The following is a 22,914-nucleotide window of genomic DNA, read 5'->3' as shown; positions in this document are numbered from 1 at the left end:
GTTGGTTTGAGTTAAAGCACTGCAATGAAAGAAATCAACGACATTATAAAAGCGTATGACGAAGCACAGCAAAAGGGTGAGCAATCTGCCCTTGCCACTGTTGTGCATGTGGCAGGTTCGTCTTACAGACGGGAAGGTGCCCGCATGCTGATTACGGAACATGGGCAATTAACTGGCGCCATTAGTGGTGGTTGCCTTGAGGGCGATGCACTAAGGAAAGCCCTGCTCGCTATGGCACAGCAGCGCCCCATGCTGGTAACTTACGATACCAATGATGAAGAAGATGCAACCATCGGGCTTGGCCTGGGTTGCAATGGTATAATTCAGGTGTTGATTGAACCGATTGATGCCGCCCGGTCAGGCAACCCGATTGCGTTGTTAAAGGCCGTCGCATCCAAACGGCAGTATAGCGTTTTAGTAACCTTGTTTTCCCTGCACGATAAAAGAGCGGTACAACCTGGTACCTGTATGATGGTTACAGCCGATGGTTGCATTGCTAATGATTCCATCCCTTTAAAAGATATGTTGATAAAAGATGCCAGCCTGGTATTGCACCAGCAACAATCTTTATTTAAAGAACTTGAATTTGAATCAGCACCGTTAAACGCCTTCATTGAAATGATTCCACCTTCAGTGGCACTGATTATTGTCGGCGCCGGCAATGATACCATTCCCTTGGTGCAAATGGCTGATCTGCTGGGATGGCAAAGCACGATTGTAGATGGCAGACCAGAGTACGCAAAGGCCGAACGTTTTACGGCGGGTTGCCAGGTACTGCTTTCCAAACCTGAAAATTTGCTGGATAAAATCAGCATAGATGACCATACTGTATTTTTGCTGATGACCCACAATTACAATTATGATATGGCCATGCTGCCTGTTTTACTTGCCAATAACGTGGTGTATGCAGGCATGCTGGGACCAAGAAAAAAGCGGGACAGGATGCTGCAGGAACTGCAGGATAAAGGCATTTCATTTACACCAACGCAATTGTCAGTTTTGCATAGCCCAATCGGACTTGATATTGGGGCCGAAACGCCGGAGGAAATTGCATTGTCTGTTATTGCTGAAATTAAAGCGGTGTTAAGCGGCAAAAAAGGTAGTCCGCTAGCTGCTAATAATTCGCCGGTTATTCATTCTCGTGCTGTTTTAAAGGCATAAGTTATGTGACAGTGATCTTAATTTTTAGATATACCTGTTTTTCCAGTTTTCTTTTTTTATTTTATACAAGATACCACCCCACCAACTTTTATTTTATATTAGCGCTGTTATGTTGGAAAATATCATACATCATTGCGGTATTATAGTACTGGCTGCAGGCGCATCTACCCGTTTAGGTAAGCCAAAGCAATTACTGCCTTATAAGGGTAGAACTTTATTACAGCATAGCGCTGATACAGCTGGTAATGCGATGATTGGCCCGGTGGTTATCGTAGCGGGTTGTGATGCCGGTTTAATTTCGCAACAGGTAAACGACAGGCCGGTGACTATCGTTACCAATGAGCATTGGCAGAGTGGAATGGCATCTTCCATTGTCTGCGGACTCCGGTTTTTATTATCCACTCAACCTGAAACAGACGGCGTTATTATTATGATGAGTGATCAGCCGTTTGTTACCTGCGCTTTGTTGCATGATTTGATAAACGCACAACACCAAACGGCAAAGCCAATGGTTGCGTGCAGCTATAATAACACCATCGGCGTGCCGGCACTTTTTTACAAAACAATTTTTCCCCAGTTATTACATTTATCGGGCGATGCCGGCGCCCGTAAAATTTTACAACAGCAAATGCCAAACGTTGCTACGGTATCATTTGCCAAAGGCGATGTTGATATTGATACACCTGAAGATTATGGAAAACTAATTCAATCAGGATAAAAGTCTTTTGCTCCATCGGGCTTAATTCACCATTCATCGAAACAATCAATCTGTTAAACAAAAAACAAAAATGGATTGGATGATTCATTGCATTTTTACATCAGAAAGCAGCAGTAGCGCAGGACAAAAAAAACATTCAATTCTTTAGAAAATAATTACCGCAATTTCGAAGAGACAGAATTGAACCACCACCGCGAAAAGTAAATTCAGGATTTATATTTTAAGATGTTCCATTCCTGGAGCATTTTTTTTGTGCTCAAAAGAATACGTCACCCAAATTCTGCCAACGGTTATTATTGACGGTCTTAATCGGAATTACAAATTCCTGCTACTTTGAAGCTATTATAAATCAAGCCATTTATTCAATCGGATATTATCAACTATTCATCGAAACAATCAATTTGTTAAACGAAAAATAAAAAAGAACTGGATTAATCTTTGCATTTTTACATCAGAAAGTAACAGCAGCGAAGGGCGACAAGAAATATCCAATTCTATAAAATCCGAAACAGTGATCTTGAAGAAACAGAATTGAATCAAAAACACGAAAATTAAATTCAGGATTTATATTTTAAGATGTTCCATTCCTGGAGCATTTTTTTTGCGCCAACCCCAGCACTCTTCCGTTTTTTTTACTTTATCAGCGAAGGCTTAACCGAAGTTTTTTCATCGTTCACCGAAGTAAATTTTCCGGTAAGCGAAAATTAAAAAATCGCCTTATTACCAGTTGCATTTTTACATCATAAAAGAATGAACGATCCGATAAAAAAAGGCATTTAGTAAAAAATATTATACAAACCGGCAGGCGATATCCTAAAAAAAAATTACAGTAAATCCTGAAAATTAAATCCGATACTTTTAAAAATCACAACGTCTTTATCCTGGTCAATAATATCAATATCCTTTAAAAAAGTGACCAAATCCTTTCACCAATAAAACCACATTCAATTACCTGAGAAACGCCGGTATCAATTATCTAAAAACACAAACACGACCTATGAAACCACCGCATCACTAACCAGGTGCAACAAAAGATAATTGAGATAAGGTAAAAAAATTAAACCAGTTGATAGTAAATGTCCCGCTAACCGGGGCATTTTTTATGAAACAGTTTATTAAGACAACTGCGGGGCGACGAAAACGACGCTTTTTGATTGTTTGTCGAAACACAGCACCCATTAAGCGAAATACATAAAACAGACGGGATATTAGATGCATTTTTACATCAGATAACAACAACATAACAGTTGAAATATCGAATCCCAATCCTTTAAAAGACCCCCGACAACCAACATCCTCCGGAAAGCTTATCAACATTATCTTAAAGAAACCGACCTGATCCAAATTATTGCAAAATAAATATGAATTGATATTCTACGTAAAATGAACCAGTTATAGAACGGCATTATACGCCGTGTAAGGCCTGCTTAATCCATGTTTTTTGCTTCTGTATCGGGTTGTACATTTTGTTCAGCCAGGGGCCACGGGCTTACCGGAAGCTGGATACCTGCCGCTGTCAGCTTTTCGTAGATTTTAATCATGGCATTGCTCCTGATTGCTCCGGCTTCGGAAAGATCAAATACCCAAAACGATATTTTTAAATCAATTGTTCTTTCTCCAAATTGTTTTACTGTAATGGATGGGACAGGTGCGGCCATAATCTTTTCCTCGCCTGCCAGGGTCTCCCTTATAATTCCCCTTACTTTTTCTATGTCGCTGTTGTAAGGTATGCCAATTGTATACTCAACCTGCTTGTTGCGGTCCTGCATTGTCCAGTTGATCAGGTGCTGTGAAAGCAGGTCGCCGTTGGGCACAATGATGTCCGCACCCTCGTTGTTATTGATCTTGCTGGAGCGTACGCCGATTTCTTTTACCACCCCCATCTTTCCGCCTACTTCAATCAGGTCGCCTACCTGTATCGGCCTTTCAAAAGCAAGTATTACACCGGATACAAGGTTATTTACGATATTCTGCAATCCAAATCCAATACCTACTCCAAGAGCGCCTATCATGATAGACAATTTATCTATTGGAATACCTGCCGCGGCCACTGCAATAAAAAAGCCGAGTATCCATATGGCAAGCCGTATCAAGAGCATCATAGAACCAAGCCGGCTTCGTTTGCCGGTTGTATGTAATTTTTCGCTGCCAAAGAAAAAGCTGATGAACCCTGAAATAACAGATGATAACCAGATGATGAAAATAAAAATGGCCACACTTTCAAAAGTAAATACCATGCTGCCGATGGTTCTGGTGGCTTCGAAAAAATGAGTGCATAACTGAATCACTGTATCGTACAACGTCAGGTTGCGTGCCAGTGAGATAGTCCACACAGTTGATGCAAGTATCCACAATATATTTACAAAGCGATGCTGCAGCGTCTTAAAATCGATAAAGGCAGAAATGCGGCTATCGTGGTAGGCTTCAGATTGCAGATATATCGCTTCCATCACCATGGAACAAAACACTTTTAAACTGATCCCGAGCATGAGGCATTGAATGGCGCTTACACCAAATATTTTCGCCAGTGTAACCCGGCCGGCAAGGTTAAAAAAAATGGAAAGTACCGCCTGGGTGAGCGTAAAAATGGCCAATGTTTTTGTAGCAGGAGATTCAGGTATGCCGGAAAAATGTGGTTGTCGTGGGTTGGTGATTTTTATGGCAACAGCGGCCATTATAATACCGCTAAAGAATAGTCCCCAACGTTCACCCAATGCTGACTCCAGCAACAGGTCGTCCATGGCATAATACAACCAAAGCAGGCAAAGTATCAGCCATATTATTTTGGATTGTTTCGCCAGGTAGGGATAGATAAGATAAGCCAGCAATAGCAACCTGAAAAGTTCAAGTGCATGCAGCAGCGACATGGGAGGGTTAGCAAAAAAATAAGGCAGGTAGGTAAACAGCGCCATCCCGCATCCTATCAACACATTCCTGCGCAAAAAATGTATCGGCCCCAGTACCAGGTCTTTATTTTCCTGTTTTTTTATCCGGTGCATATTTAACCAGGTCCAGGAAAAAATGCAAATGAATACCAGCAGTCCCAGCGTGATTACATCCCATTTTTCACCGAGGTAGATCATGATGATTTTTCCGGATCTGACTAATGCGTTCCCGGTAATTTCAGCCAGGTTGTTTTTGTACTCTTGCTGTGTTGCGGTAAATAGCGGAGCTTCTTCCTGTTTCCAGATGCCGAGTTTTAAAGAGATGGTTAAATACCGCATATCTGAAATAATATCCGTTGCCTGCAATAAATTGACCGATACTTTATTTCGCAATAGATTCACCCTGTTAATTACTTTTTGCTGTAGTGAATCCAATGAACGTCCTTCAGTTCGTATGTCTTCCAACTGTTCCTGTATCACAGAATCATTTACTTCGGCGTTAAGTATTGGGTCACGAAGTATTTTTTTTACCTCAGTATTGCTTTGGGTGAGTTCTCTGCTGTAATTTGAAAGGATGGACTGGTAAGCAGAAAGATCATCTGAAGTTTCCGTGAGCATAATTACGCCGCTGTTTAAACTGCGCAAGTTCATATGGCTGCCATTTTTTTCCAACCGAGCCTTAAAGCCTTTTATCTTCCTTTCAATTTCAGGCATATTCAGCGAAATAGGGGTGATATTGAACTTTCGCCGGATTAAAAAATCAGTATGGTCAATTGTTGCAGTGTAGGTTGCCACTTTGGTAACCAGTGTAGGCAGCATACTGTCGCTTATGGGTTGTTTGTCCAAAACGGGTGCCGTCTGTTGCGAAAAAGCAGGCTGAAAGCCAAGAAGCAGCATTGCTCCAATAAATAAATGAATAAGTTTGTTGTGTTTACCAGCTGGTAGCATGTTATATTTTTTAACCTCTTCTTTCAAAATTGTCATCCGTTGTTATCCTGTTTGTTGCATTGCCCAATTAATTGCCTGCCGCAACGAACTGACAAAGCCCAGGTCCGGCAATGTTACAGCTATTTTGCAGGCATTTTGCCGGAGGCATAACGGCAAAATTAAAGAAGCGCAGGCACTATCGCTCAACTGGTTTTACGGTAAGTAGTTTTCTGTAATTGCCGGATTGGTACTTGGCTTAGTGGTTTAGCAAGTACCGTTTCTCGTCTGTCAACAATTAATATTGGCAAGTGGTAAACAATTTCAACGTGCCATTATTTTTAATTGTTACTTTTACTTTTAAACGATTCACTCAAATAACCAACACATGAAGCCGATCTTACTGCTTGCCTTTTTAGTATTTAATGTATGCTATGCCCAGCAACTCAACGACTGGGAAAACCCTTCACTGGTGTCGCTCAACAAGGAAAAACCACATGCTACGGCTATGATTTTTACTAACGCGACCGACGTAAAAAATGATGACTACAGCCGTTCTCCTTTTTACCAGTCTTTAAACGGCACCTGGAAATTTGTGTATACCGATAAATATGCCAACAGGCCAATGAATTTTTTTGAAACAGCGCTGGATGACTCCAGGTGGAATGATCTTCCAGTACCATCCAACTGGGAATTAAAGGGCTTTGGTATTCCGATTTATACGAATATTATTTATCCTTATCCTAAAAATCCACCGTATATCGGCGACAACAACCCGGTAGGAACTTACAGAAAACAGTTTACTGTACCTGATACATGGACTGGAAAAGATATCCTTTTACACTTCGGTTCTATCACCGGGTGTGCTTTTGTTTATGTAAACGGACAAAAAGTAGGCATCACCAAAAATTCAAAATCACCAGCCGAGTTTAACATCAGCAAATACCTGGTTAAAGGCAACAATATACTGGCCGTGCAGGTTTTTCGCTGGCACGATGGCAGCTATATGGAAGACCAGGACTTCTGGCGCATCAGCGGTATTGAACGGGACGTATTTTTATACGCATTGCCTTCATTAACAGTATGGGATTTTTTTATAAAAGGCGACCTGGATGCTAACTATACCAACGGGCTTTTCAGCGCAGCAGTTGATTTGCGCCAGTTTGAAGGTAACACCATAAAGAATGGTACTGTTGCGGTAGAAGTTCAGGATAAAAGTGGTAAGGCAATTTTCAGCAAGCAACAAAAATTTACAGCGGGCAATGATTCTGTGCAAACAATTTCCTTTAATGGCATTATTAAAAATCCTTTAAAATGGAGTGGCGAGTTTCCTAACCTCTACGATTGTATTATTACATGGAAAGATGCAGGCGGAACAGTGCTGGGCGTAACCGGCAGCAAGATTGGCTTTAGAAAAGTAGAAATAAAAAATGCACAGCTTTTTGTAAATGGCGTGGCTACTTATGTGCATGGTGTTAACCGCCACGAGCATGATGAAGTAGAAGGGCATGTGATCAGCAAAGCGGGGATGATAAAAGACCTGCAGCTGATGAAGATGTACAATATCAATGCAGTGAGAACAAGTCATTACCCCAATGATCCGGAATGGTACAAGCTGTGTGATGAATACGGCATGTACCTGGTAGATGAAGCCAATATTGAAACCCATGCCATGGGTGCAGGGGGACAAGGCTGGTACGATACTGCAAAGCATATTGCCTACCAACCATTGTGGGCGCCATCTTTCCTAAACCGTATTCACGATTTGGTAGAACGGGATAAAAATCATCCATCAGTAATATTGTGGTCGCTGGGAAATGAGAATGGTAATGGCCCTGTTTTTCATGATGCCTACAAATGGATAAAGCAACGTGATAACAGCCGCTATGTACAATTTGAATCAGCAGGTGAAGAAGAAAATACCGATATCGTTTGCCCGATGTATCCTGCAATGAGTTACATGAAAGCCTATGCGGCCTCCAGCAAAAAACGGCCGTTCATTATGTGCGAATATTCACATGCCATGGGCAGCAGCAATGGTAACTTCCAGGAGTATTGGGATGTGATTATGAGCGATAAAAAAATGCAAGGTGGATTTATCTGGGATTGGGTTGACCAGGGTATGAAAAGAACCACACCTGACGGAAGAACCTGGTGGGCTTATGGTGGCGATTTGGGTGGTTATGCTTTGCAGAACGATGAAAATTTTTGTACCAATGGTTTAGTTGCCAGCGACAGGAGCATCCATCCCGGTTTGAACGAAGTAAAAAAAGTGTACCAGAATATTTTATTCAAAGCCAAAGATGTATCTAAAGGTATTATAACGGTAATGAACGTTTTTGATTTCACCAACCTGGATCAGTACAATTTTAAATGGCAGCTGATGCGTAATGGAGAGGTAGTGAAAGAAGACGTTTTTTCAGTACAGTTGGCACCACATCAGCAAAAAGATATAACACTTAACCTGCCACAATATAAACTCCCGGAAGGTTCAGAATTGTACCTGGAGGTATATGCTTCCATCAAAACACCCACACCGCTGTTGCCGGCCGGGCTTGAAATTGCGAGAGAGCAGTTTAAAATGGCAGGAGATTATTTTGCGACAGGAGGCAGTAAAGAAGGGCAGCTGCAGGTTGCAAAATCCAATGGTAACATCAGTTTTACAGCTGGTAAAATATCCGGTGTTTTTGATGCCAATACAGGCAGGATAAGACGATACGCTATCAATAATGATGCATCTCTGATTAACCAGTTCCCTGAGCCCTATTTTTGGCGTGCGCCAACGGACAATGATTTTGGCAATAATATGCCGGACGAAATGGGCATTTGGCGTAATGCACACAGCAATATGCAAAAGAAAAATATCACCGTGGGCGAACAAACGGCGGCTGGCTTACCAATTAAAGTCGAGTATGACTTAGCCGGGATAAATGTTCCCTATACGCTGGAATATTTAATACAAAATGACGGCTCCATCAAGGTAACAGCTTCTATTGACATGACCGGAAGAAACCTGCCAGAGTTACCCCGTTTCGGTATGCGCATGCAGCTACCTGCACAGGTAAATCACCTGGCGTATTTTGGACGTGGCCCCTGGGAAAATTATACCGATAGAAACACGGCTTCATTTGTTGGATTGTATAAAGATGACGTAGCCAACCAGGCTGTGATGAATTATATCCGTCCGCAGGAGAGTGGTTATAAAACGGACATCCGCTGGTTAACGCTTACCAATGCGGCCGGTACTGGTTTGCAGATAGAAGGCACGCAACCCATTTGTTTCAGTGCAACCAATAATAAATCGGAAGACCTTGATCCGGGCCTTACCAAAAAGCAACAGCATTGGATAGACATCAAACCGAGGAAGGAAGTTTACCTGAGCATTGATTTAAAACAACGGGGAGTTGGTGGTGATAATAGTTGGGGAGCCTTGCCACATCAGCAATACAGGATGCTGGATAAAAAATATACGTACAGCTATGTAATGAAACTGATAGCCAGATAAATGGTTATCAATTAACATAAACTGGCGGCTTGCATCACATGCAAGCCGCCAATTGTATTTAGAAGAAATAGATTTAATTATTCATGCACAGCTAAAACCGGTACTTTACTGTGATAGATCAGTTTTTTTGTATGCTGTGTTTTAAATAACCTTTCAAAAAAGTTATGATAACGGGGCGCAATAATAATGAGATCAATATTTTTATCCCTTGTAAATACCTCAACAGACTCATGAAAGTCGTACAATCGCATAAAATAAAATTCCGGGTTAAATTCGGCCAGCAAACCTTCCATCTTATTCCTTTCCTCTCTCACATCGTCGGTAACAGAAATGTAGTGGTTGCTGTTGATGTTTAAAATATGAAGGGCAGGTTTAAAATACTGCAGTACTTTTTTAATACAAAGCAGGGTAGGCGTATCTTCAACAGATTTCAATTCCGATGTAATGAGCGCATTGTTAATCCCGGTGTAAGTCGCGTCTTCAGGAACAATTAATACAGGGCAAACTTCCTTTTCGCTTAGTTTAAGCGTATTGCTGCCCGAAAAACGTTGTTCCCTGGGTGTTTTACCCGTAAGGCCCATTACTATCATAAATGCCCCCTTTATGTGGGCAAAAGCAGCCAGGCGGTCAATAAAGTTGTCTCCACTTTCAAGTTCAATGTCAATATTCGATACCAGGTGGCTTAATTCTTCTTTTTGGCTGTTTAAGTAATTTTTAGCTACAGCGATGTCTTTGTCATCTTCATAAAAATGATATAGTATGATCTTTACGTCTGTTCTGCCCTTAAACATTTGCGCAGCATAGTGCGCAGCATTAAAAGAAGTCTGTGAAAAATCCAGTGGAACAATTACATTCAGCATTTAGTATAGAATTTTCTACAAAGTAGATAAAAAACCAAATATTTCAATATTTATTTACTTAGGATGGCGCAAAAAGTGTGCACTTTTGTAAGGAACTATATTCCTGATTTGACCAATGTTCTGCTGTTACAGAATGCTCTTTAATGTGGTCATTCAATTTGGGCATACATTCTGTAGCACTCCCGATGATTTTACAAGCCTTAATGCCTGAAAATTTTTTTGGTTATTTTTTCAGCTGGAGCCAGGTTGTACATTTGATTTATATTTTATGCAATCGTTTGCACGATGTTTATTTATTGCTTTACAGTAACTTCAATGTACCAAGTTGTGCATGGGTGCGGTATGATTTTTATTGGTAGAAAAACTTGCCTGCAACAGATAGTGTGGCGTTCAAAAAATAGTATACAATACATAATCGGACACCGGGTTTAACCGGGTAATTAAAATTAGTTTTTTTTCATTAGTAGTTAGTTTTGGTATAAAAAAGGTACCATTGGATTTTTCTGATGGTATCTTTTTTTATTGTAAAGTTGAAACATCATTGCTTGTTAAAATGCCTCGGTTGTAATTTCGAATCCCCGCTTTAAAACAATATACGTAAATGATGAACTGTACAAAAAAGGGCCGCATAGCAGCCCTTTTTTAACACCTGCTAAATATTTTATTTATACACTCTGATATAATCTACTTCCATTGTGCCGTTGGTGAATGATGGATCTACTGAGCCACCAAACCCGCCACCCATAGCAACATTCAGAATAAGAAAAAAATCATGATTAAAAGGGAGGCTCCCGCTATTAATGGTAGTATGATACAATACCCCGTCGGCATAAATTTTAACAGCTGACGCAGTCCATTCCAGCGTATAAATGTGAAATGCTTTTGTTGCATCTGTTATCACTGTGGTATGGCCATCAGCACTGCCACCGGAATGACCTGGATAATGCAAGGTGCCATAGATGGTATTTTCGGTGCGGCCCAAATGTTCCATAATGTCTATTTCTCCACAACCTGGCCACCCGTTAGTGGCAATATCACTTCCAAGCATCCAGATAGCAGGCCAGGTGCCAGCTCCTGCAGGGAGTTTTGCTCTAACTTCCACCTTGCCATAAGTAAATGCAAATTTATCTTTTGATAAAAGTCTTGCTGAAGTATAGGCGCTCCCGTTGTAATTTTCTTTCAGGGCATTTATTTTTAGTACACCTCCTTCTACCACGGCATTTTTGGACCGGTCGGTATAATACTCCAGTTCCGAATTGCCCCATCCATTGTTACCGGTACCAATATCATATCCCCATTTGGCCGGATCCGGGGCGCCATCTTTATCAAATTCTTCCGACCAGACAAGTTTGGGTTCTGACGCTGTAACGGTGACTGTTACCTGGATGGATGTTTTTACAGTAAGTGAAGAGCTGCTGGTAGCAGTAACGTTTACTGTATAGGTATTGGTTCCGCCTGCGTTATATTGATAAGCGATGATACCCGAAGCGGTCGTTTTAATATCTCCATTGCCAAACTCATATGCGTATGAAACAGCATTGTTAGCGCTGGCAGTAAAGTCAACCTTGCCACTGCCGTCTGAACTTACGACAGCATTAATAACAAGGTTAGTCGGAGCCGTACTGGTTCCATTGTCTGCACCCGCTTTTTTACAACTTAGCAGACTCAGCAAAATCAGTAATAAGACCGAAGTGTTTTTTTTGTGTTTCATCATGCTGGCATAGCTTTTTAATTGGAAGAAATGATTTTGTTACCTGTCACTATACTGTGTAAATTAATGTTACTTGAGGATATAGACAAAATTTGGATCTGGCATAATATAAAATAAGATGAAGCAGCAAAATAATGTCTCGCCAGACTACCATCATAACAGTTTGGCTGACATAGCGCCTGCAAGCGGGACTGCAGTTACATGTTCGGGAACTGCAGCACAAATGTGGATCCTTCATTTTCAACACTGGTAAATGAGATATGGCCATTCATTACGCTGGTAAATTTTTGCACTATGTTTAAACCCAGCCCGGTACCCTGGTAGGCCTCGGCTGTTTTTGACCGAAAGAACCGGTCAAATATAAATGGCTTGTCATGCTCCGGTATACCTATTCCATGATCTTTCACACTAATTAAAACCTGGTCATTATCCACAAGCGCAGTGGTGACTTCTACCGGGCTATCTGCGTGAGAATATTTAAATGCATTGCCTATGATATTCGTGACACAAACTCTCAGCAACTTTGGATCGAGGTAAACCACTTGTTTTTTGTCAGCGTGTTTGTACAACACTGGTTGTCTTCGTATATTCATATCCTCTATTACTCTTGTAGTCAGGCTTACCAGGTCGATATATTCAGGGTTATTGGTGATTACTCCGTTTTCAAATTTATCCAGTGAAAGAAAATCCATCAAAATTTCTGTAAGCCCCAGTACAGCAGATTTTATTTTTTGAAAGTGTTTTTTTCTGTTCTTTTCATCATCTGGCTCATTGTATTTTTCAAGCAGTTCTGTAGATAATAAAATGGTAGCGAGCGGTGTGCGGAACTCATGCGAAGCAGTAGAGATAAAGCGTGATTTGAGCTCATTCAATTCTACTTCCTTTGACAGTGCCATTTTCATTTTTTGTTCCTGCTCTTTGCGTTCGGAAATATCATTTACTGTTGATAGGAAATATTTAAAATGATCTTCTTCGTCTTTTACAATGGTACTTGTAATAAGTGCAGGAAATGCAACACTGTCCTTTTTTATAAATTTAACTTCAATTTCCTGTGGCATACCGGAGTCAATAACAAGATTGCGGTGCCGGTAAAAGTCATCCTGGCAAATTTCTGAATGCAGAAATACCGAGAAAGGACGGCCTGCTGCCCAATTTTTATGTTCTCCCAAAAGCTTACTTGCCGTGTCATTCAGGTTTAATACGATTCCATTTATATCCAGTATGAAATAGCCCACCGGTGCATACTGAAATAACTCAGCATAATTATCAAGCGATTTTTCGAGTTGCAGCTGGGTTAAGCGTAATTCTTCATTTTGCATTTCCAGTTCAACCTTGTGTACATTCAGTTCGTGTTCAATTTCTAATGGACGTATGCTTTCCGTGCCTGCGCCTGTTACGCCGTACATTAGTTTTTTTTCTGCTTTTTTGCGTAATTCAGTAAGGCTACCCACATTTTTTCTTGCTGCTTTCATTTTCTATCTATTTTTAGAAAACAATATAGTGTACAGTGTTATTTTTTATTTTCCATTGATTACCTCTTGCCAAACACCTACAATATAAGCCTTTGTTCCGTTTTCAGCAATAGCGTATCGTACGAAATTAATAAACTGTTTGTAGTTCCCGTCGGCACATTTCCACCTGAACTTCATTTCCAGGCTCTGCTTTTTTGTAACGGATGCAAACCCTTCTTTCATTTTTTTTACATCCCCAGGGTGAATCCGGCTGAGCCAAAAATTTGAATTGGCTGTAAATTGTTCCGGTAAAAAGCCGGTCACTTTTTCGCAACTGCTGCCTACAAAAGAAAATTGAATAACCGGGTCGGCAATACAAGTAAAAGGCACTGCAGGCAGATTTTCCATTATAAGGTTCAGGTGTTCATTTGTTTTTTTTAAAGTTTCTTCCACTTTTTTTTCGTCTGTAATTTCTATAAAGGTTACCAGTACACCTTCAATAATATTCTCTACCGTACGGTATGGTATAATGCGCATCTGGTACCAGGTACCGTCTGTTGAGTACACATCTGCTGATTTTACTGCCAGGGTTTTTAGCGATTCTTTTACATCTTCGCTTAGCGTTTTATATAACAGGTTGTTCGTTAAATGTGCCAATGGCCGGTCAATGTCTGAAGGAATAAGATTGAATATTTTAGATGCAGAAGGGGTAAATCTTTTTATTTTTAAATCCCTGTCTAAAAATATAGTGGCTACTTCAATGCTGCGCAACAGGTTATTTAAATCATCATTCGATTGAGACAGCTGTTCGATTTTATCCTGCAGTTCATTGTTTACGGTTATCAGTTCTTCATTTACAGATTGCAATTCTTCTCTGGATGTTTCCAACTCTTCGTTGGTGCTCTGCAGTTCTTCGTTGGATGACTGATATTCTTCAGTCGTTATCTGCAGTTCTTCCCGCGAAGCATCCAGGTCGCTGATGGCAGACTGCAAATACTCCTGCGTAATTTTTAATTCTTTTTCCAGGTCGCCTGTACCGGCATTATTTTTGGCAAGTTGGCCGGTTTTATGATTTATTTTTTTCTGAGTTTTTACCACGGGTTCAAAAACAACCATCAGCATTTCCTGGTCAGCTTCCTTTGAAGGCAGCGGTTTTACCACCAGGTTGATGGTTTTAAAATAGTCATTCACCTTAACTTCCACTTCATTTATATTCCATTCTTTATTATCGCTGCGTACTTTTTTAATAGCTTCCTCCAATGGAATTTTTAAGCCCTTTTTCGCCATCTTTACAACATCCAGCTTTGCTTCTCCGCCCGGCAATTCCAAAAACTGGCTGGTGTTGCCTGAAAAATAAAGTACCTCATTGTTCTTGTCAATCGTAACACTTGGTGGCACATAATGATCCATCAGGTACTTTTCAATAATACCGGATACATTTATTTTTTTTATGTTTACAAGGTTTTGCGCAGCAGGGGGAAAGGTGCCTGAACGTGTTTTTGCATACGGCAACTCGTACCCCGCCGTGGGCTTGCGAACCACAATATCTTTTGCCTTTTTGAACATTTTATTTTTAGCGTCAAAATCGGTAAATAAATCTCCCTGGTCACCAATGCTTTCAGATGTACCTAAAATTAAAATGCCATCTGTATTTAAACTGTAATGAAAAACAGGAATCAGCTTTTTTTGCAAATCGCTGTTGATATATATCAGCAGGTTACGGCAGGTAATTAAATCCATCTTGGAAAAAGGAGGATCTTTTATAACGTTGTGGTGCGCAAATACCACCATTTCCCTGATCTCCTTAGTTAACTGAAAACCATTTTCTTTCCTGGTAAAAAAACGTGCCAAACGTTCCGGCGAGATACCAGCCAGGCTGCTTTCAGTATAGGTTCCGCTGCGTGCAAACTCAATGGCGTCCTGGTCTACATCAGATGCGAAAATCATTATTTTGTTGTATTCCTTGTTACGCAGCAAAGCTTCCCTAAACAAAATAGCAAGCGAATAGGCTTCTTCGCCCGTAGAACATCCGCACACCCAAATCCTTATTTGCTGCTTGTGTTTGCACAGCTGAAATAAATAAGGAATGGTCTTCTTCTCAATATTTTCAAACACCACTTTATCCCTGAAAAAAGAAGTAACGCCAATTAAAAAATCTTTAAACAGCTTATTGACTTCTTCCGGATTTTTTTCCAGGAAGTTTACATAATCTTCAATAGAATTGATCTGGTTGAGGGCAATTCTTTTTGTAACCCTTCTTGCAATAGTATTGGTTTTGTAACCAGAAAAATCGCAGCCCGTCTGGTTGCGGATCAGCAAATATATTTTGTTCAGTAAGTTGTCTGGCGGAATGGCAATGTCTGTCTTTGTCCCCGGCAACAGGGTCTTCTGTTTTTTTATGTATTTAATCAGCTGTGCCGGCATTTTTTCCGGAGCCAGGACATAGTCGGCTGTTTGGGCATCAATTGCACTTTTGGGCATGCCGGCAAATTGTGCCGTAGCCGGGTCCTGGGCAAAAGTGACGCCTCCGGCAGCTTTTACTTCTCTTAAACCAAGGGTGCCCTCGCTGCCTGTTCCGGAAAGTATGATTCCTATGGATTTGTGCCCCTGGTCGTTTGCGAGGGAAGTAAAGAATAAATCAATAGGCCTTCTGACACCTCTCTTTTTTGCTGGTGCGGTTAGGTGCAGGTGACTGTTAAATATGCGGAGATCTTTATTCGGAGGAATGACGTATACCGTATTTGGTTCTATTAAGTCACCATCTTTTACTTCTGTTACTTTCATTTTTGTATGACCAGCCAGCAATTCTGTAAGCAGGCTTTTATGGGTAGGATCCAAATGCTGAACAACCACGCAGGCCATACCACTGTTGGCAGGTAAGTGATCGAAAAAAACTTTCAACGCTTCAAGACCTCCTGCCGATGCGCCTATGCCGGCAACAAAGCAATCGGTTTGCTTAACGGCCGCTGTACTTTTTTGCTTTTGGGGCTGCGCTTTTTTGGATGGTGTTTTTTTGGGAACAGTTTTTTTCACAATTAATGTATTAAATAAGGCGCCGGTAAAACAGCGGAAGCAAAATAAAGCTTATTATTTTGCTGGTGAATCGGACAAAATGAAATCAATATCTGCACAGCAAGTTATTAAAAAATCAGACGGGAAAGTAAATTATCATTTGTAAAGGAATGTAACAATCCGTTTTTGCAATTATCTACATTTTAATAAAAAAGACCGTCCTGTTAAAGACGGTCTTTTTTTAATCAAATCAACACTTTTAAGGATTGATCTGCATTATTTTTCCTGACATTTTTTTGTTCCCTATTCTTAAAACATAAAACATGTTGGCAACCTGTTTAGCGGGCATAGTCAATTCAAAGCTTTGGCTGCCTGCCGCGATGTAACCCTGGTACACGGTTTTTATTTTTTGTCCCATCAGGTTGTATACATCAATATTACCATTGCCAGACACTTCAGAATTTACCACAAATTTAATCCTGGTGCTGAAAGGATTTGGATATGCCTTTACAGAAGTAATCTGTTTAATTTCCGGACTGCTGGTAACCGGTTGTTTTGCTATGCGGGCACCCTGTGAAGCACCGCAGGTAGCTGCGCCGGATTGGCAACCGTTCAAAGAAACACTTACCTGGTAACCGGAACCGGCTGGTATGTTGCTGAAGGTAAATGAATTGCTGTGGAAGCTGTTACACTCGATGAAGGAGATACCCCAGCAATGGAAGCGCCGTTTTTGTCAACAATAGTATATGTAGCTCCGGCTGCGGGCGAACACCACATAATAACCATTAAGTACATTTAATGCCAAAACGTATTCGTTGCATAAGTTGTAGAACCAAAGGCGCCAAAGGCTACGGGCACGCTTGCTGTATTAACTGAAGCGAAGGTTGAGCCTACAGGAATAGAAGCCGTCCGGTCTACATAATCAAAACCTGCCGGCGCTTGTGTTGAAACGGGTACTGCCTGCCAGCGTTCTACAAAAAAGCCTGCGCTGGTTCCCCCTTTTGTTAACGCAAGGGTAAGTACAAAATCATTTTTTGTACTTCCTCCATCAGGTCCACTGGAAATAAATTTTTTGGTCGGACTGCTTAAGACGCTCAAGGTATTCTGCAGAAATTCAAAATCAATATATGCATCTCCGTTGTTGCTGCCCCTGTCAGCGGCAACAATTATCCATTGGTGGCCATTGGCACTTTTGTGAAATGAAAAAGCGCATTATTGATATCAACTTTGTCACCCACGGGATTGGTAACCCATGTCCATTGATTAGGATTTTGATCAAATTTTAAGCCGCCAGAAAAATTGTTGTCCGAGGCGCTTGCATAAAGATCGGTTAAATGAAATGTGGTAGAAGTATTCACCGGTAATCCACTGGGGCTTAACAGTACATTACCGCCGGCACCTGCTGGGCCTGGCAACCAGTCGCCAATGCCCGCTGTCGGTGTATTTGCCTGCAGATTGCCTTCAACAGCAAACCCGCCCGTTGGAATAACAACAGGCACAGTTCCGGGGTCGGGCTGAGCTAAACCATGCAAAAAAGAAAAACAAAGTAACAGAAAGAGAATACAAAAACTGTTAGAATTGTACCGCTTTAAAAGTTGACTGGAAAAAGTGTGAGAGGGGCATAAAATTAAAATTTAGAAGATGATAAATAATAAAAAATGAATTGATTTATCACATGAAATTGTAAGAAATAAAAGGTTCATTATGGGGTATATAAAAGCTGCTTAGAAAAGTTACCCTTAAGTATTAATGAGAAGCCGGATGATCTGTCAGGTGGAGTAATTAAGAATATAGGATGATTCTGGAAATAAGTACAGCAAAGGCAAAACAAAAAGTAAAAGACAAAGCGATCGTGTTTATGGAGGTTACAGATTTGAGTACAATACTGTAAAAATATTTTTTGATTTACAAGCATTCTAAAAAATAAAAATTGAAAACGAAATGTTCATCAGTAAAGGTTTACAGCAGATTTTGGTGTAATAGTATAGCATTGGATTTTAATGAGGTTTTGCCTCATCCGAAATGTTTTTCAATGAGTTTTTATTATGAACATTGCTTTTGGACAATACCAGAATATAAACAACTTTGAATCAGCATTTTCGCTGACTGAAATCATTGCGTTCTCTGGTGCGATTGTAAAGCTTTGTAGCAATGTACTGGTTCATCATAATTGCATTGATAGTGTTATTGCTTTGCTGGCTGCTGGTTGTGCCTGTGGTGCTGGAAGTGGATACCTGCGTGCCTTTTGCCAGCATGCGCTGGGGAAAATTTGCCGGCGCTGTAATCTGGTACGATGAAGCATGGAGGTTTAGTTTCAGGATGTTTTTTTTCAAAAAAACAATGCCCTTTTCGGAGATGAAAAGAAGGCCAGGTAAAGCAGCAAAATCAACACATAAAAAAGCAAGGCCCGCGAAAAAAAACAACCTTAAAAAAATAGTTGCCATCATAAAAGCATGTGAAGTAAAGGAATGGAGGCTGGCAATTGATACAGGTGATATCGTTTTAAACGGACAACTTTTCGCTTTGAATTTTTTGCCTGTTTGTTACCAGCACGTTGCAATCAACTTTACAGGTGAAAGTTATGCATACCTGAAACTGCAGTACCAGCCCTGGAAAATTGTATATGCATTATTGCATTAATTATTGTTAACAATATAAACCGATCTGTTATGGCTTTAAATTTTGAAGACACATTAAAACAGCTTACTGATTTTTTAAAAACAGAAGCTTCCACTCAAACTGTAATAGGACAATCTTTTCAGTTGGGCGAATTTACCTGCCTGCCCATCATCAAATTTGGACTTGGTTTAGGTTATGGTGGTGGCGAAGGACATGGTGGTATGGAAGGCAAAAATAAAGGAGAAGGTACAGGCGTTGGTGGTGGTGCCGGGATGGGTATAGCGCCCATCGGCTTTTTAGTAACCCGGGGCGACCAGATTTCATTCATTTCAACAGAAGCCAAAAAGGGCCTGGGTGCAATGTTTGACAAAGTGCCCGACCTGCTTGAAAAAATGATGGATAAGAAAAAGAACGGTAAGGAAGTACCTGTTGCCTGACTACGCGGGCAGCAACCTGGCGGACAGGTTGCTGCTTTTATTTTTCATGGAAACTAAACAACACAGGTATCTTTTTCAAGCTTCTTTTTTAGCAACTTTTTTTATTGCAGCAAGCAATTCGGCTTTGCACAATGCAGCGGTATTATATCCAATTTCAAATATTTTATCCGCTGGTTTTACATCATACATGTCAAAATCATGTAAAGGGGATTCTATAAAAACGTCACAGTTTTTTTTCTTGCTGTGCACTGCCGATGCAATGGCCATATGGAAACAACGGTCAATGATATTTTTAGCGCTTAAAACTGATTTTGTACTGATGTTATCGGTCAATTTATTTACAGACGAACCAATGATAACATCGCATATTTTTTGAAGTGGTTCGGCAGGAAAATTATTTAGTACACCACCATCTACCAGTAACAGGTCACCCATAACTACCGGCTCAAATACTACCGGGATAGAAGCGGATGCAATAACTGCTTCAAACAACTTGCCTGATGAAAGTATTACCGGATCACCTTTTACAAGATCGGTAGCTGCAACAAATAATTTAATTTTAACTGCATCAAAATCATTGCCGGAGATGGTTGTTTTTAATAATTCATACAGGGCATGCATGGAAAAGAAACCATTTTTTCGCCACAATAAATTGCTCCAGCCAAAGTAGTTGCTTTTCTTTAATAGTTGCAGAATTTCTTCCGGGCTTTTGCCGGCAGCATACAATGCTCCTGCAATTGCCCCGGCACTTGTGCCTGCAATGGCATGTGGTTTTATACCAAGTTCTTCCAGATATTTAATTACTCCAAGGTGGGCAAAACCCCTTGCTCCTCCGCCCGATAAAACATAACCGATTTTATTCATCCTCATTCAGTTAACAGTACCACCGGCTTAATGGTGTAGTAAAGCATGCTGTAACATAGTTACAGGGTTTAAAAAAATGAATATAGGTGATATTGAGCAGCCAGGAAGCAGGGCATACACATTTTTGCATGGCCCAGCACTATTTTTTCGCAAGCATTATCTTTTTCAGACTTTCAGGGATATCCCTGCAGGCACAATGTTTTTTGTGTTCCAGGTGCCAGGCTATGCGCTCTTGCAGGGTTGGATTTTTTGGCATTAGATGCTGCAAATGCCATTCTTTATTGATCGCCATTTTTTTTGTTAATGTATGGTATAAGGAATTGCTACACTGCCCACTTTCCTTCCAGCTGGTAAGCAAGTAAAATAATCAACAGGGCAATACCGATATATAAAAAATGAAGCCAGTTTGCTGCATGTATCAGTATCATTTGTGCAATAATAAATCCGAGTAAAGTGAAGCCGCCTGCTATAGCCCAGTGGTAGCGGTTGGGATGGCGAAGCAGGCTATAAATTACTGCCGTGATGTTAATGCCGCCTACTGCCAGTGCCAGCACAATGCCCGGAACAAGAAAATTTTTAAAGGGCGTGGGTGTCAGCAGGCTAATTGGTAAATGCATCAGGTCTCCTGTGGGATTGCTGATGAGGAGTAACCCTGAGAAGAGTGCAGTGAGGGCAACAAATGCCAGTAGTGAAAATAATATGGCTTTCATTTTATTTTTTTATAAATGCCCGTTAATTCGCCAAAAGCAATGATGTGATCGCTCATGGATTTTTCCAGTGCTGCCTTTGATGATGCAGGCGGTAAATCAAGCAGCGCATCCAGCGCATACACTTTAAAATAATAATGGTGTGTACCCGCGGGAGGGCAGGGGCCGCTATAGTGAACCTGACGGAAATCATTCAATCCCTGTATGCCATGAATTTGGTTTTCTTTCAGGTGATGCGTTACCGGGATATTCCATACCAGCCAATGTACCCATGTGTGAAGCGGAGCATCCGGATCATCCATTATTATTGCCAGGCATTTTGCTTTTTCCGGTATGTGGTCAATATTCAGCGGCGGGCTTACATTGATGCCATCACATGTATACTGAGCCGGAATGATTGTTTCGTTTAAAAAAGCGGGACTGCTTACTGCAAGCATTTTATAATCGATCGCTTTGGTTGCTTCGCTGTTTATCATGATGCTGTTTTTATTATTATGGTCCTTCCGCAGGTGGCGGAATTTCGTATGGTGGTGTTATAAACGGATCTTCATCCGGGATGATATCAGGGTCTTCTTCAGGAACGGGCAATTCTCCGGGTTCCTGAACAGGCTCTATTTCCGGCCGTTTTTCGGGCAGGGGATTTTCAATAGGTTTACCCGGTTGTTTTTTTATTGACATCTGGAAATATTTTTATTGGTTAAACGATGGTTGCTGTTTATCATACAAATAGCGTACAAGTTTTATTGAAAACCGGTATCATTACATCCTAAAAGAATATTTTTTTGACCGGTAATACAATGCCAGTTGTCAACTTATATTGTGATTGTTGTCAGTATTTGTAGTTCTTTTTTTCACTGAGCACAATCAATATTTTTATTGATAGCAGTCATTTCTATGACTTGTGCTGTCAGGTAGTTTTGTTGTAATAAAAAACGTCTGACATGAAAGAAAATACAGCTACCATCAGCAACCTGCATCACCTGATGGATTACGATGCCCGTAAATTTATTACTGCAGAAACTGTGCTTAAAAATAGTTTACATAACTGGATCAGCACCGCAGGCTCGCTTAAATTAAAAACTGTTTTGCAAAAGTATTTTGACTATGTGCAGCAGCACATACAGAAGATGGAAGAATTTTATAAAGAAGAAGCAATAGTTACGGCAGGCCTTACCAACCGCGTTATGCCAGCCTTTATTGCAGATGCGGAGGAAAAACTTGAAAATTGCACCGATCCAACAGTAAAAGATGCCTGTTTGCTGGCATGCGTACAGGCAATCAATCACTATAAAATAAGTGCTTACGGTACTGCTGCTGCATTTGCAAATGCACTGGAGTTGGAAAAACACGCCACATTTTTCAGGGAAGCAGGGGTAAATGAAAAGCAGATAGATGACCGCCTGTCGCAGCTGGCAGAACACGAAATAAATACCAATGCAAAAATGCCGGGGGTGTTGCACCAGTAAATGAAATGTTGCGGTTAGTCCAGTAAACAATTGTAGTATTTGCAATTGATCCGATATACTTTTGGCATACGGCGCAGGTTTATTAAAACCCGGGGCTTTAGGCAAATTGCTGATGGCGGTGTAAAACCAGTTTAAGCATTTTTAAGCAAATAATTAAACCGGTAAAAAATGACAGATAAATTTAAGCAGGTACAATTTGAGCAGGATACGTGGAAACGTTTACTCGGCTTTATGATGGATGAAAATATTCATCTAAAAAATAGAATTGCAGAAATTCTGAAAGATAATCCCGACAGAAGTTTGCTTGACGATGTTGAAAATTTTCAAAGCCGTTTTATAATGGAAGATGAAATGATCAGTATACTGCGGAATGATATTGCCCATATTGAAAAGCTTTTTGCCGAAGGCGAGACAAGTAATGGAAAATTGATAGCTGAAATTAATAACCGGCTACAACGGCTCCGTGAAGATATAGCGCTCGCCGAGTTTCAGTTTAATAAATTAAAAATTGAGTTCAATACATATCTGACACAAATATCAACTTTAAGTAACAGCTGAAAAAGTAATTTTCCACCTGTGCAATGGCGGTGTTTT

20 protein-coding genes are annotated in these 22,914 nt (G+C 40.6%); 7 read left to right on the top strand and 13 right to left on the bottom strand.

Features of this window, described 5'->3' with window-relative positions; genetic code table 11:
* Positions 1 to 24: 24 nt before the first annotated feature.
* Both QWZ08_RS06600 and QWZ08_RS06595 read left to right on the top strand, forming a co-directional pair.
* On the top strand, positions 25 to 1,161 hold the full coding sequence (locus QWZ08_RS06600; RefSeq protein WP_290336476.1) for an XdhC family protein: 1,137 nt from the start codon (positions 25 to 27) through the stop codon (positions 1,159 to 1,161).
* 109 nt (positions 1,162 to 1,270) lie between these two features.
* On the top strand, positions 1,271 to 1,879 hold the full coding sequence (locus tag QWZ08_RS06595; RefSeq protein WP_290336475.1) for a nucleotidyltransferase family protein: 609 nt from the start codon (positions 1,271 to 1,273) through the stop codon (positions 1,877 to 1,879).
* A gap of 1,427 nt (positions 1,880 to 3,306) precedes the next feature.
* Here the strand turns inward: QWZ08_RS06595 and QWZ08_RS06590 are convergent.
* On the bottom strand, positions 3,307 to 5,748 hold the full coding sequence (locus QWZ08_RS06590; RefSeq protein ID WP_290336474.1) for a mechanosensitive ion channel family protein: 2,442 nt from the start codon (positions 5,746 to 5,748) through the stop codon (positions 3,307 to 3,309).
* A gap of 328 nt (positions 5,749 to 6,076) precedes the next feature.
* Between QWZ08_RS06590 and lacZ the strand changes: the two genes are divergently transcribed.
* A complete protein-coding gene (gene lacZ / locus QWZ08_RS06585) occupies positions 6,077 to 9,193 on the top strand; it encodes a beta-galactosidase, LacZ type (protein WP_290336473.1) in 3,117 nt (1,038 codons plus the stop codon).
* A 77-nt stretch (positions 9,194 to 9,270) separates the two neighbouring features.
* Here lacZ and QWZ08_RS06580 read toward each other — a convergent pair whose 3' ends face one another.
* The 8 genes from QWZ08_RS06580 to QWZ08_RS06545 form a co-directional block, all read right to left on the bottom strand.
* Positions 9,271 to 10,053 carry a universal stress protein gene (locus tag QWZ08_RS06580; protein WP_290336472.1) on the bottom strand — a complete coding sequence of 261 codons (783 nt, stop codon included), beginning with the start codon at positions 10,051 to 10,053 and terminating at the stop codon, positions 9,271 to 9,273.
* Between the two features lie 661 nt (positions 10,054 to 10,714).
* Entirely contained in the window at positions 10,715 to 11,767 is a 1,053-nt protein-coding gene (locus tag QWZ08_RS06575) for a family 16 glycosylhydrolase (protein ID WP_290336471.1), read from the bottom strand.
* A 194-nt stretch (positions 11,768 to 11,961) separates the two neighbouring features.
* Entirely contained in the window at positions 11,962 to 13,236 is a 1,275-nt protein-coding gene (locus tag QWZ08_RS06570; protein ID WP_290336470.1) for a PAS domain-containing sensor histidine kinase, read from the bottom strand.
* A gap of 45 nt (positions 13,237 to 13,281) precedes the next feature.
* The gene (locus QWZ08_RS06565) at positions 13,282 to 16,248 is read right to left on the bottom strand and encodes a chemotaxis protein CheB (RefSeq protein WP_290336468.1); all 2,967 of its coding nucleotides are present in this window, start codon (positions 16,246 to 16,248) and stop codon (positions 13,282 to 13,284) included.
* A gap of 238 nt (positions 16,249 to 16,486) precedes the next feature.
* Positions 16,487 to 16,843 (bottom strand): T9SS type A sorting domain-containing protein, encoded by a 357-nt coding sequence (locus QWZ08_RS06560; protein ID WP_290336466.1) that lies wholly within the window; start codon positions 16,841 to 16,843, stop codon positions 16,487 to 16,489.
* 8 nt (positions 16,844 to 16,851) lie between these two features.
* Positions 16,852 to 17,004: a hypothetical protein gene (locus tag QWZ08_RS06555; RefSeq protein ID WP_290336465.1), complete on the bottom strand. Its 153-nt coding sequence runs from the start codon at positions 17,002 to 17,004 to the stop codon at positions 16,852 to 16,854.
* An 18-nt stretch (positions 17,005 to 17,022) separates the two neighbouring features.
* Complete coding sequence (locus QWZ08_RS06550; protein WP_290336464.1) at positions 17,023 to 17,325, bottom strand: hypothetical protein; 303 nt, start codon at positions 17,323 to 17,325, stop codon at positions 17,023 to 17,025.
* A 68-nt stretch (positions 17,326 to 17,393) separates the two neighbouring features.
* A complete protein-coding gene (locus QWZ08_RS06545) occupies positions 17,394 to 17,759 on the bottom strand; it encodes a hypothetical protein (protein WP_290336463.1) in 366 nt (121 codons plus the stop codon).
* A gap of 619 nt (positions 17,760 to 18,378) precedes the next feature.
* Between QWZ08_RS06545 and QWZ08_RS06540 the strand changes: the two genes are divergently transcribed.
* Together QWZ08_RS06540 and QWZ08_RS06535 are read left to right on the top strand one after the other, a co-directional pair.
* The gene (locus tag QWZ08_RS06540; protein WP_290336462.1) at positions 18,379 to 18,867 is read left to right on the top strand and encodes a hypothetical protein; all 489 of its coding nucleotides are present in this window, start codon (positions 18,379 to 18,381) and stop codon (positions 18,865 to 18,867) included.
* A gap of 29 nt (positions 18,868 to 18,896) precedes the next feature.
* Entirely contained in the window at positions 18,897 to 19,283 is a 387-nt protein-coding gene (locus QWZ08_RS06535) for a GerW family sporulation protein (protein ID WP_290336461.1), read from the top strand.
* Between the two features lie 75 nt (positions 19,284 to 19,358).
* On the opposite strand, the gene QWZ08_RS06530 is transcribed toward QWZ08_RS06535, so the two are convergent.
* The 4 genes from QWZ08_RS06530 to QWZ08_RS06515 all read right to left on the bottom strand — a co-directional run bounded on the left by QWZ08_RS06530 (position 19,359) and on the right by QWZ08_RS06515 (position 21,532).
* Positions 19,359 to 20,147, bottom strand: a complete 789-nt coding sequence (locus QWZ08_RS06530) for a patatin-like phospholipase family protein (protein ID WP_290336460.1) — start codon at positions 20,145 to 20,147, stop codon at positions 19,359 to 19,361.
* 323 nt (positions 20,148 to 20,470) lie between these two features.
* Positions 20,471 to 20,857: a hypothetical protein gene (locus QWZ08_RS06525; protein ID WP_290336459.1), complete on the bottom strand. Its 387-nt coding sequence runs from the start codon at positions 20,855 to 20,857 to the stop codon at positions 20,471 to 20,473.
* Complete coding sequence (locus tag QWZ08_RS06520; RefSeq protein ID WP_290336457.1) at positions 20,854 to 21,330, bottom strand: YbhB/YbcL family Raf kinase inhibitor-like protein; 477 nt, start codon at positions 21,328 to 21,330, stop codon at positions 20,854 to 20,856. The genes QWZ08_RS06525 and QWZ08_RS06520 overlap by 4 nt, the downstream gene beginning before the upstream one ends.
* A 16-nt stretch (positions 21,331 to 21,346) precedes the next feature.
* On the bottom strand, positions 21,347 to 21,532 hold the full coding sequence (locus QWZ08_RS06515; RefSeq protein ID WP_290336456.1) for a hypothetical protein: 186 nt from the start codon (positions 21,530 to 21,532) through the stop codon (positions 21,347 to 21,349).
* A 263-nt stretch (positions 21,533 to 21,795) separates the two neighbouring features.
* On the opposite strand from QWZ08_RS06515, the gene QWZ08_RS06510 reads away from it, so the two are divergent.
* Both QWZ08_RS06510 and QWZ08_RS06505 read left to right on the top strand, forming a co-directional pair.
* Positions 21,796 to 22,320, top strand: coding sequence for a YciE/YciF ferroxidase family protein (locus QWZ08_RS06510; protein ID WP_290336455.1), 525 nt, complete (start codon positions 21,796 to 21,798; stop codon positions 22,318 to 22,320).
* Between the two features lie 168 nt (positions 22,321 to 22,488).
* Entirely contained in the window at positions 22,489 to 22,878 is a 390-nt protein-coding gene (locus QWZ08_RS06505) for a hypothetical protein (RefSeq protein ID WP_290336454.1), read from the top strand.
* Positions 22,879 to 22,914: the final 36 nt, after the last annotated feature.

The sequence above is a fragment of the Ferruginibacter paludis genome (genome assembly GCF_030409685.1).
In the GTDB taxonomy this organism is placed as follows: Bacteria; Bacteroidota; Bacteroidia; order Chitinophagales; family Chitinophagaceae; genus Ferruginibacter; species Ferruginibacter paludis.
This window is presented reverse-complemented; position numbering and strand designations above follow the sequence as displayed.

Excerpts from the sequence above, each read along its gene's own strand:
- QWZ08_RS06525 (WP_290336459.1), bottom strand. The coding sequence starts at position 20,857 with ATGAAAGCCATATTATTTTCACTACTGGCATTTGTTGCCCTCACTGCA.
- QWZ08_RS06575 (WP_290336471.1), bottom strand. The coding sequence starts at position 11,767 with ATGATGAAACACAAAAAAAACACTTCGGTCTTATTACTGATTTTGCTG.
- QWZ08_RS06505 (WP_290336454.1), top strand. The coding sequence starts at position 22,489 with ATGACAGATAAATTTAAGCAGGTACAATTTGAGCAGGATACGTGGAAA.
- lacZ (WP_290336473.1), top strand. The coding sequence starts at position 6,077 with ATGAAGCCGATCTTACTGCTTGCCTTTTTAGTATTTAATGTATGCTAT.
- QWZ08_RS06540 (WP_290336462.1), top strand. The coding sequence starts at position 18,379 with ATGTACTGGTTCATCATAATTGCATTGATAGTGTTATTGCTTTGCTGG.
- QWZ08_RS06530 (WP_290336460.1), bottom strand. The coding sequence starts at position 20,147 with ATGAATAAAATCGGTTATGTTTTATCGGGCGGAGGAGCAAGGGGTTTT.
- QWZ08_RS06520 (WP_290336457.1), bottom strand. The coding sequence starts at position 21,330 with ATGATAAACAGCGAAGCAACCAAAGCGATCGATTATAAAATGCTTGCA.
- QWZ08_RS06510 (WP_290336455.1), top strand. The coding sequence starts at position 21,796 with ATGAAAGAAAATACAGCTACCATCAGCAACCTGCATCACCTGATGGAT.
- QWZ08_RS06590 (WP_290336474.1), bottom strand. The coding sequence starts at position 5,748 with ATGACAATTTTGAAAGAAGAGGTTAAAAAATATAACATGCTACCAGCT.
- QWZ08_RS06515 (WP_290336456.1), bottom strand. The coding sequence starts at position 21,532 with ATGTCAATAAAAAAACAACCGGGTAAACCTATTGAAAATCCCCTGCCC.
- QWZ08_RS06595 (WP_290336475.1), top strand. The coding sequence starts at position 1,271 with ATGTTGGAAAATATCATACATCATTGCGGTATTATAGTACTGGCTGCA.
- QWZ08_RS06570 (WP_290336470.1), bottom strand. The coding sequence starts at position 13,236 with ATGAAAGCAGCAAGAAAAAATGTGGGTAGCCTTACTGAATTACGCAAA.
- QWZ08_RS06600 (WP_290336476.1), top strand. The coding sequence starts at position 25 with ATGAAAGAAATCAACGACATTATAAAAGCGTATGACGAAGCACAGCAA.
- QWZ08_RS06555 (WP_290336465.1), bottom strand. The coding sequence starts at position 17,004 with ATGTGGTGTTCGCCCGCAGCCGGAGCTACATATACTATTGTTGACAAA.
- QWZ08_RS06580 (WP_290336472.1), bottom strand. The coding sequence starts at position 10,053 with ATGCTGAATGTAATTGTTCCACTGGATTTTTCACAGACTTCTTTTAAT.
- QWZ08_RS06535 (WP_290336461.1), top strand. The coding sequence starts at position 18,897 with ATGGCTTTAAATTTTGAAGACACATTAAAACAGCTTACTGATTTTTTA.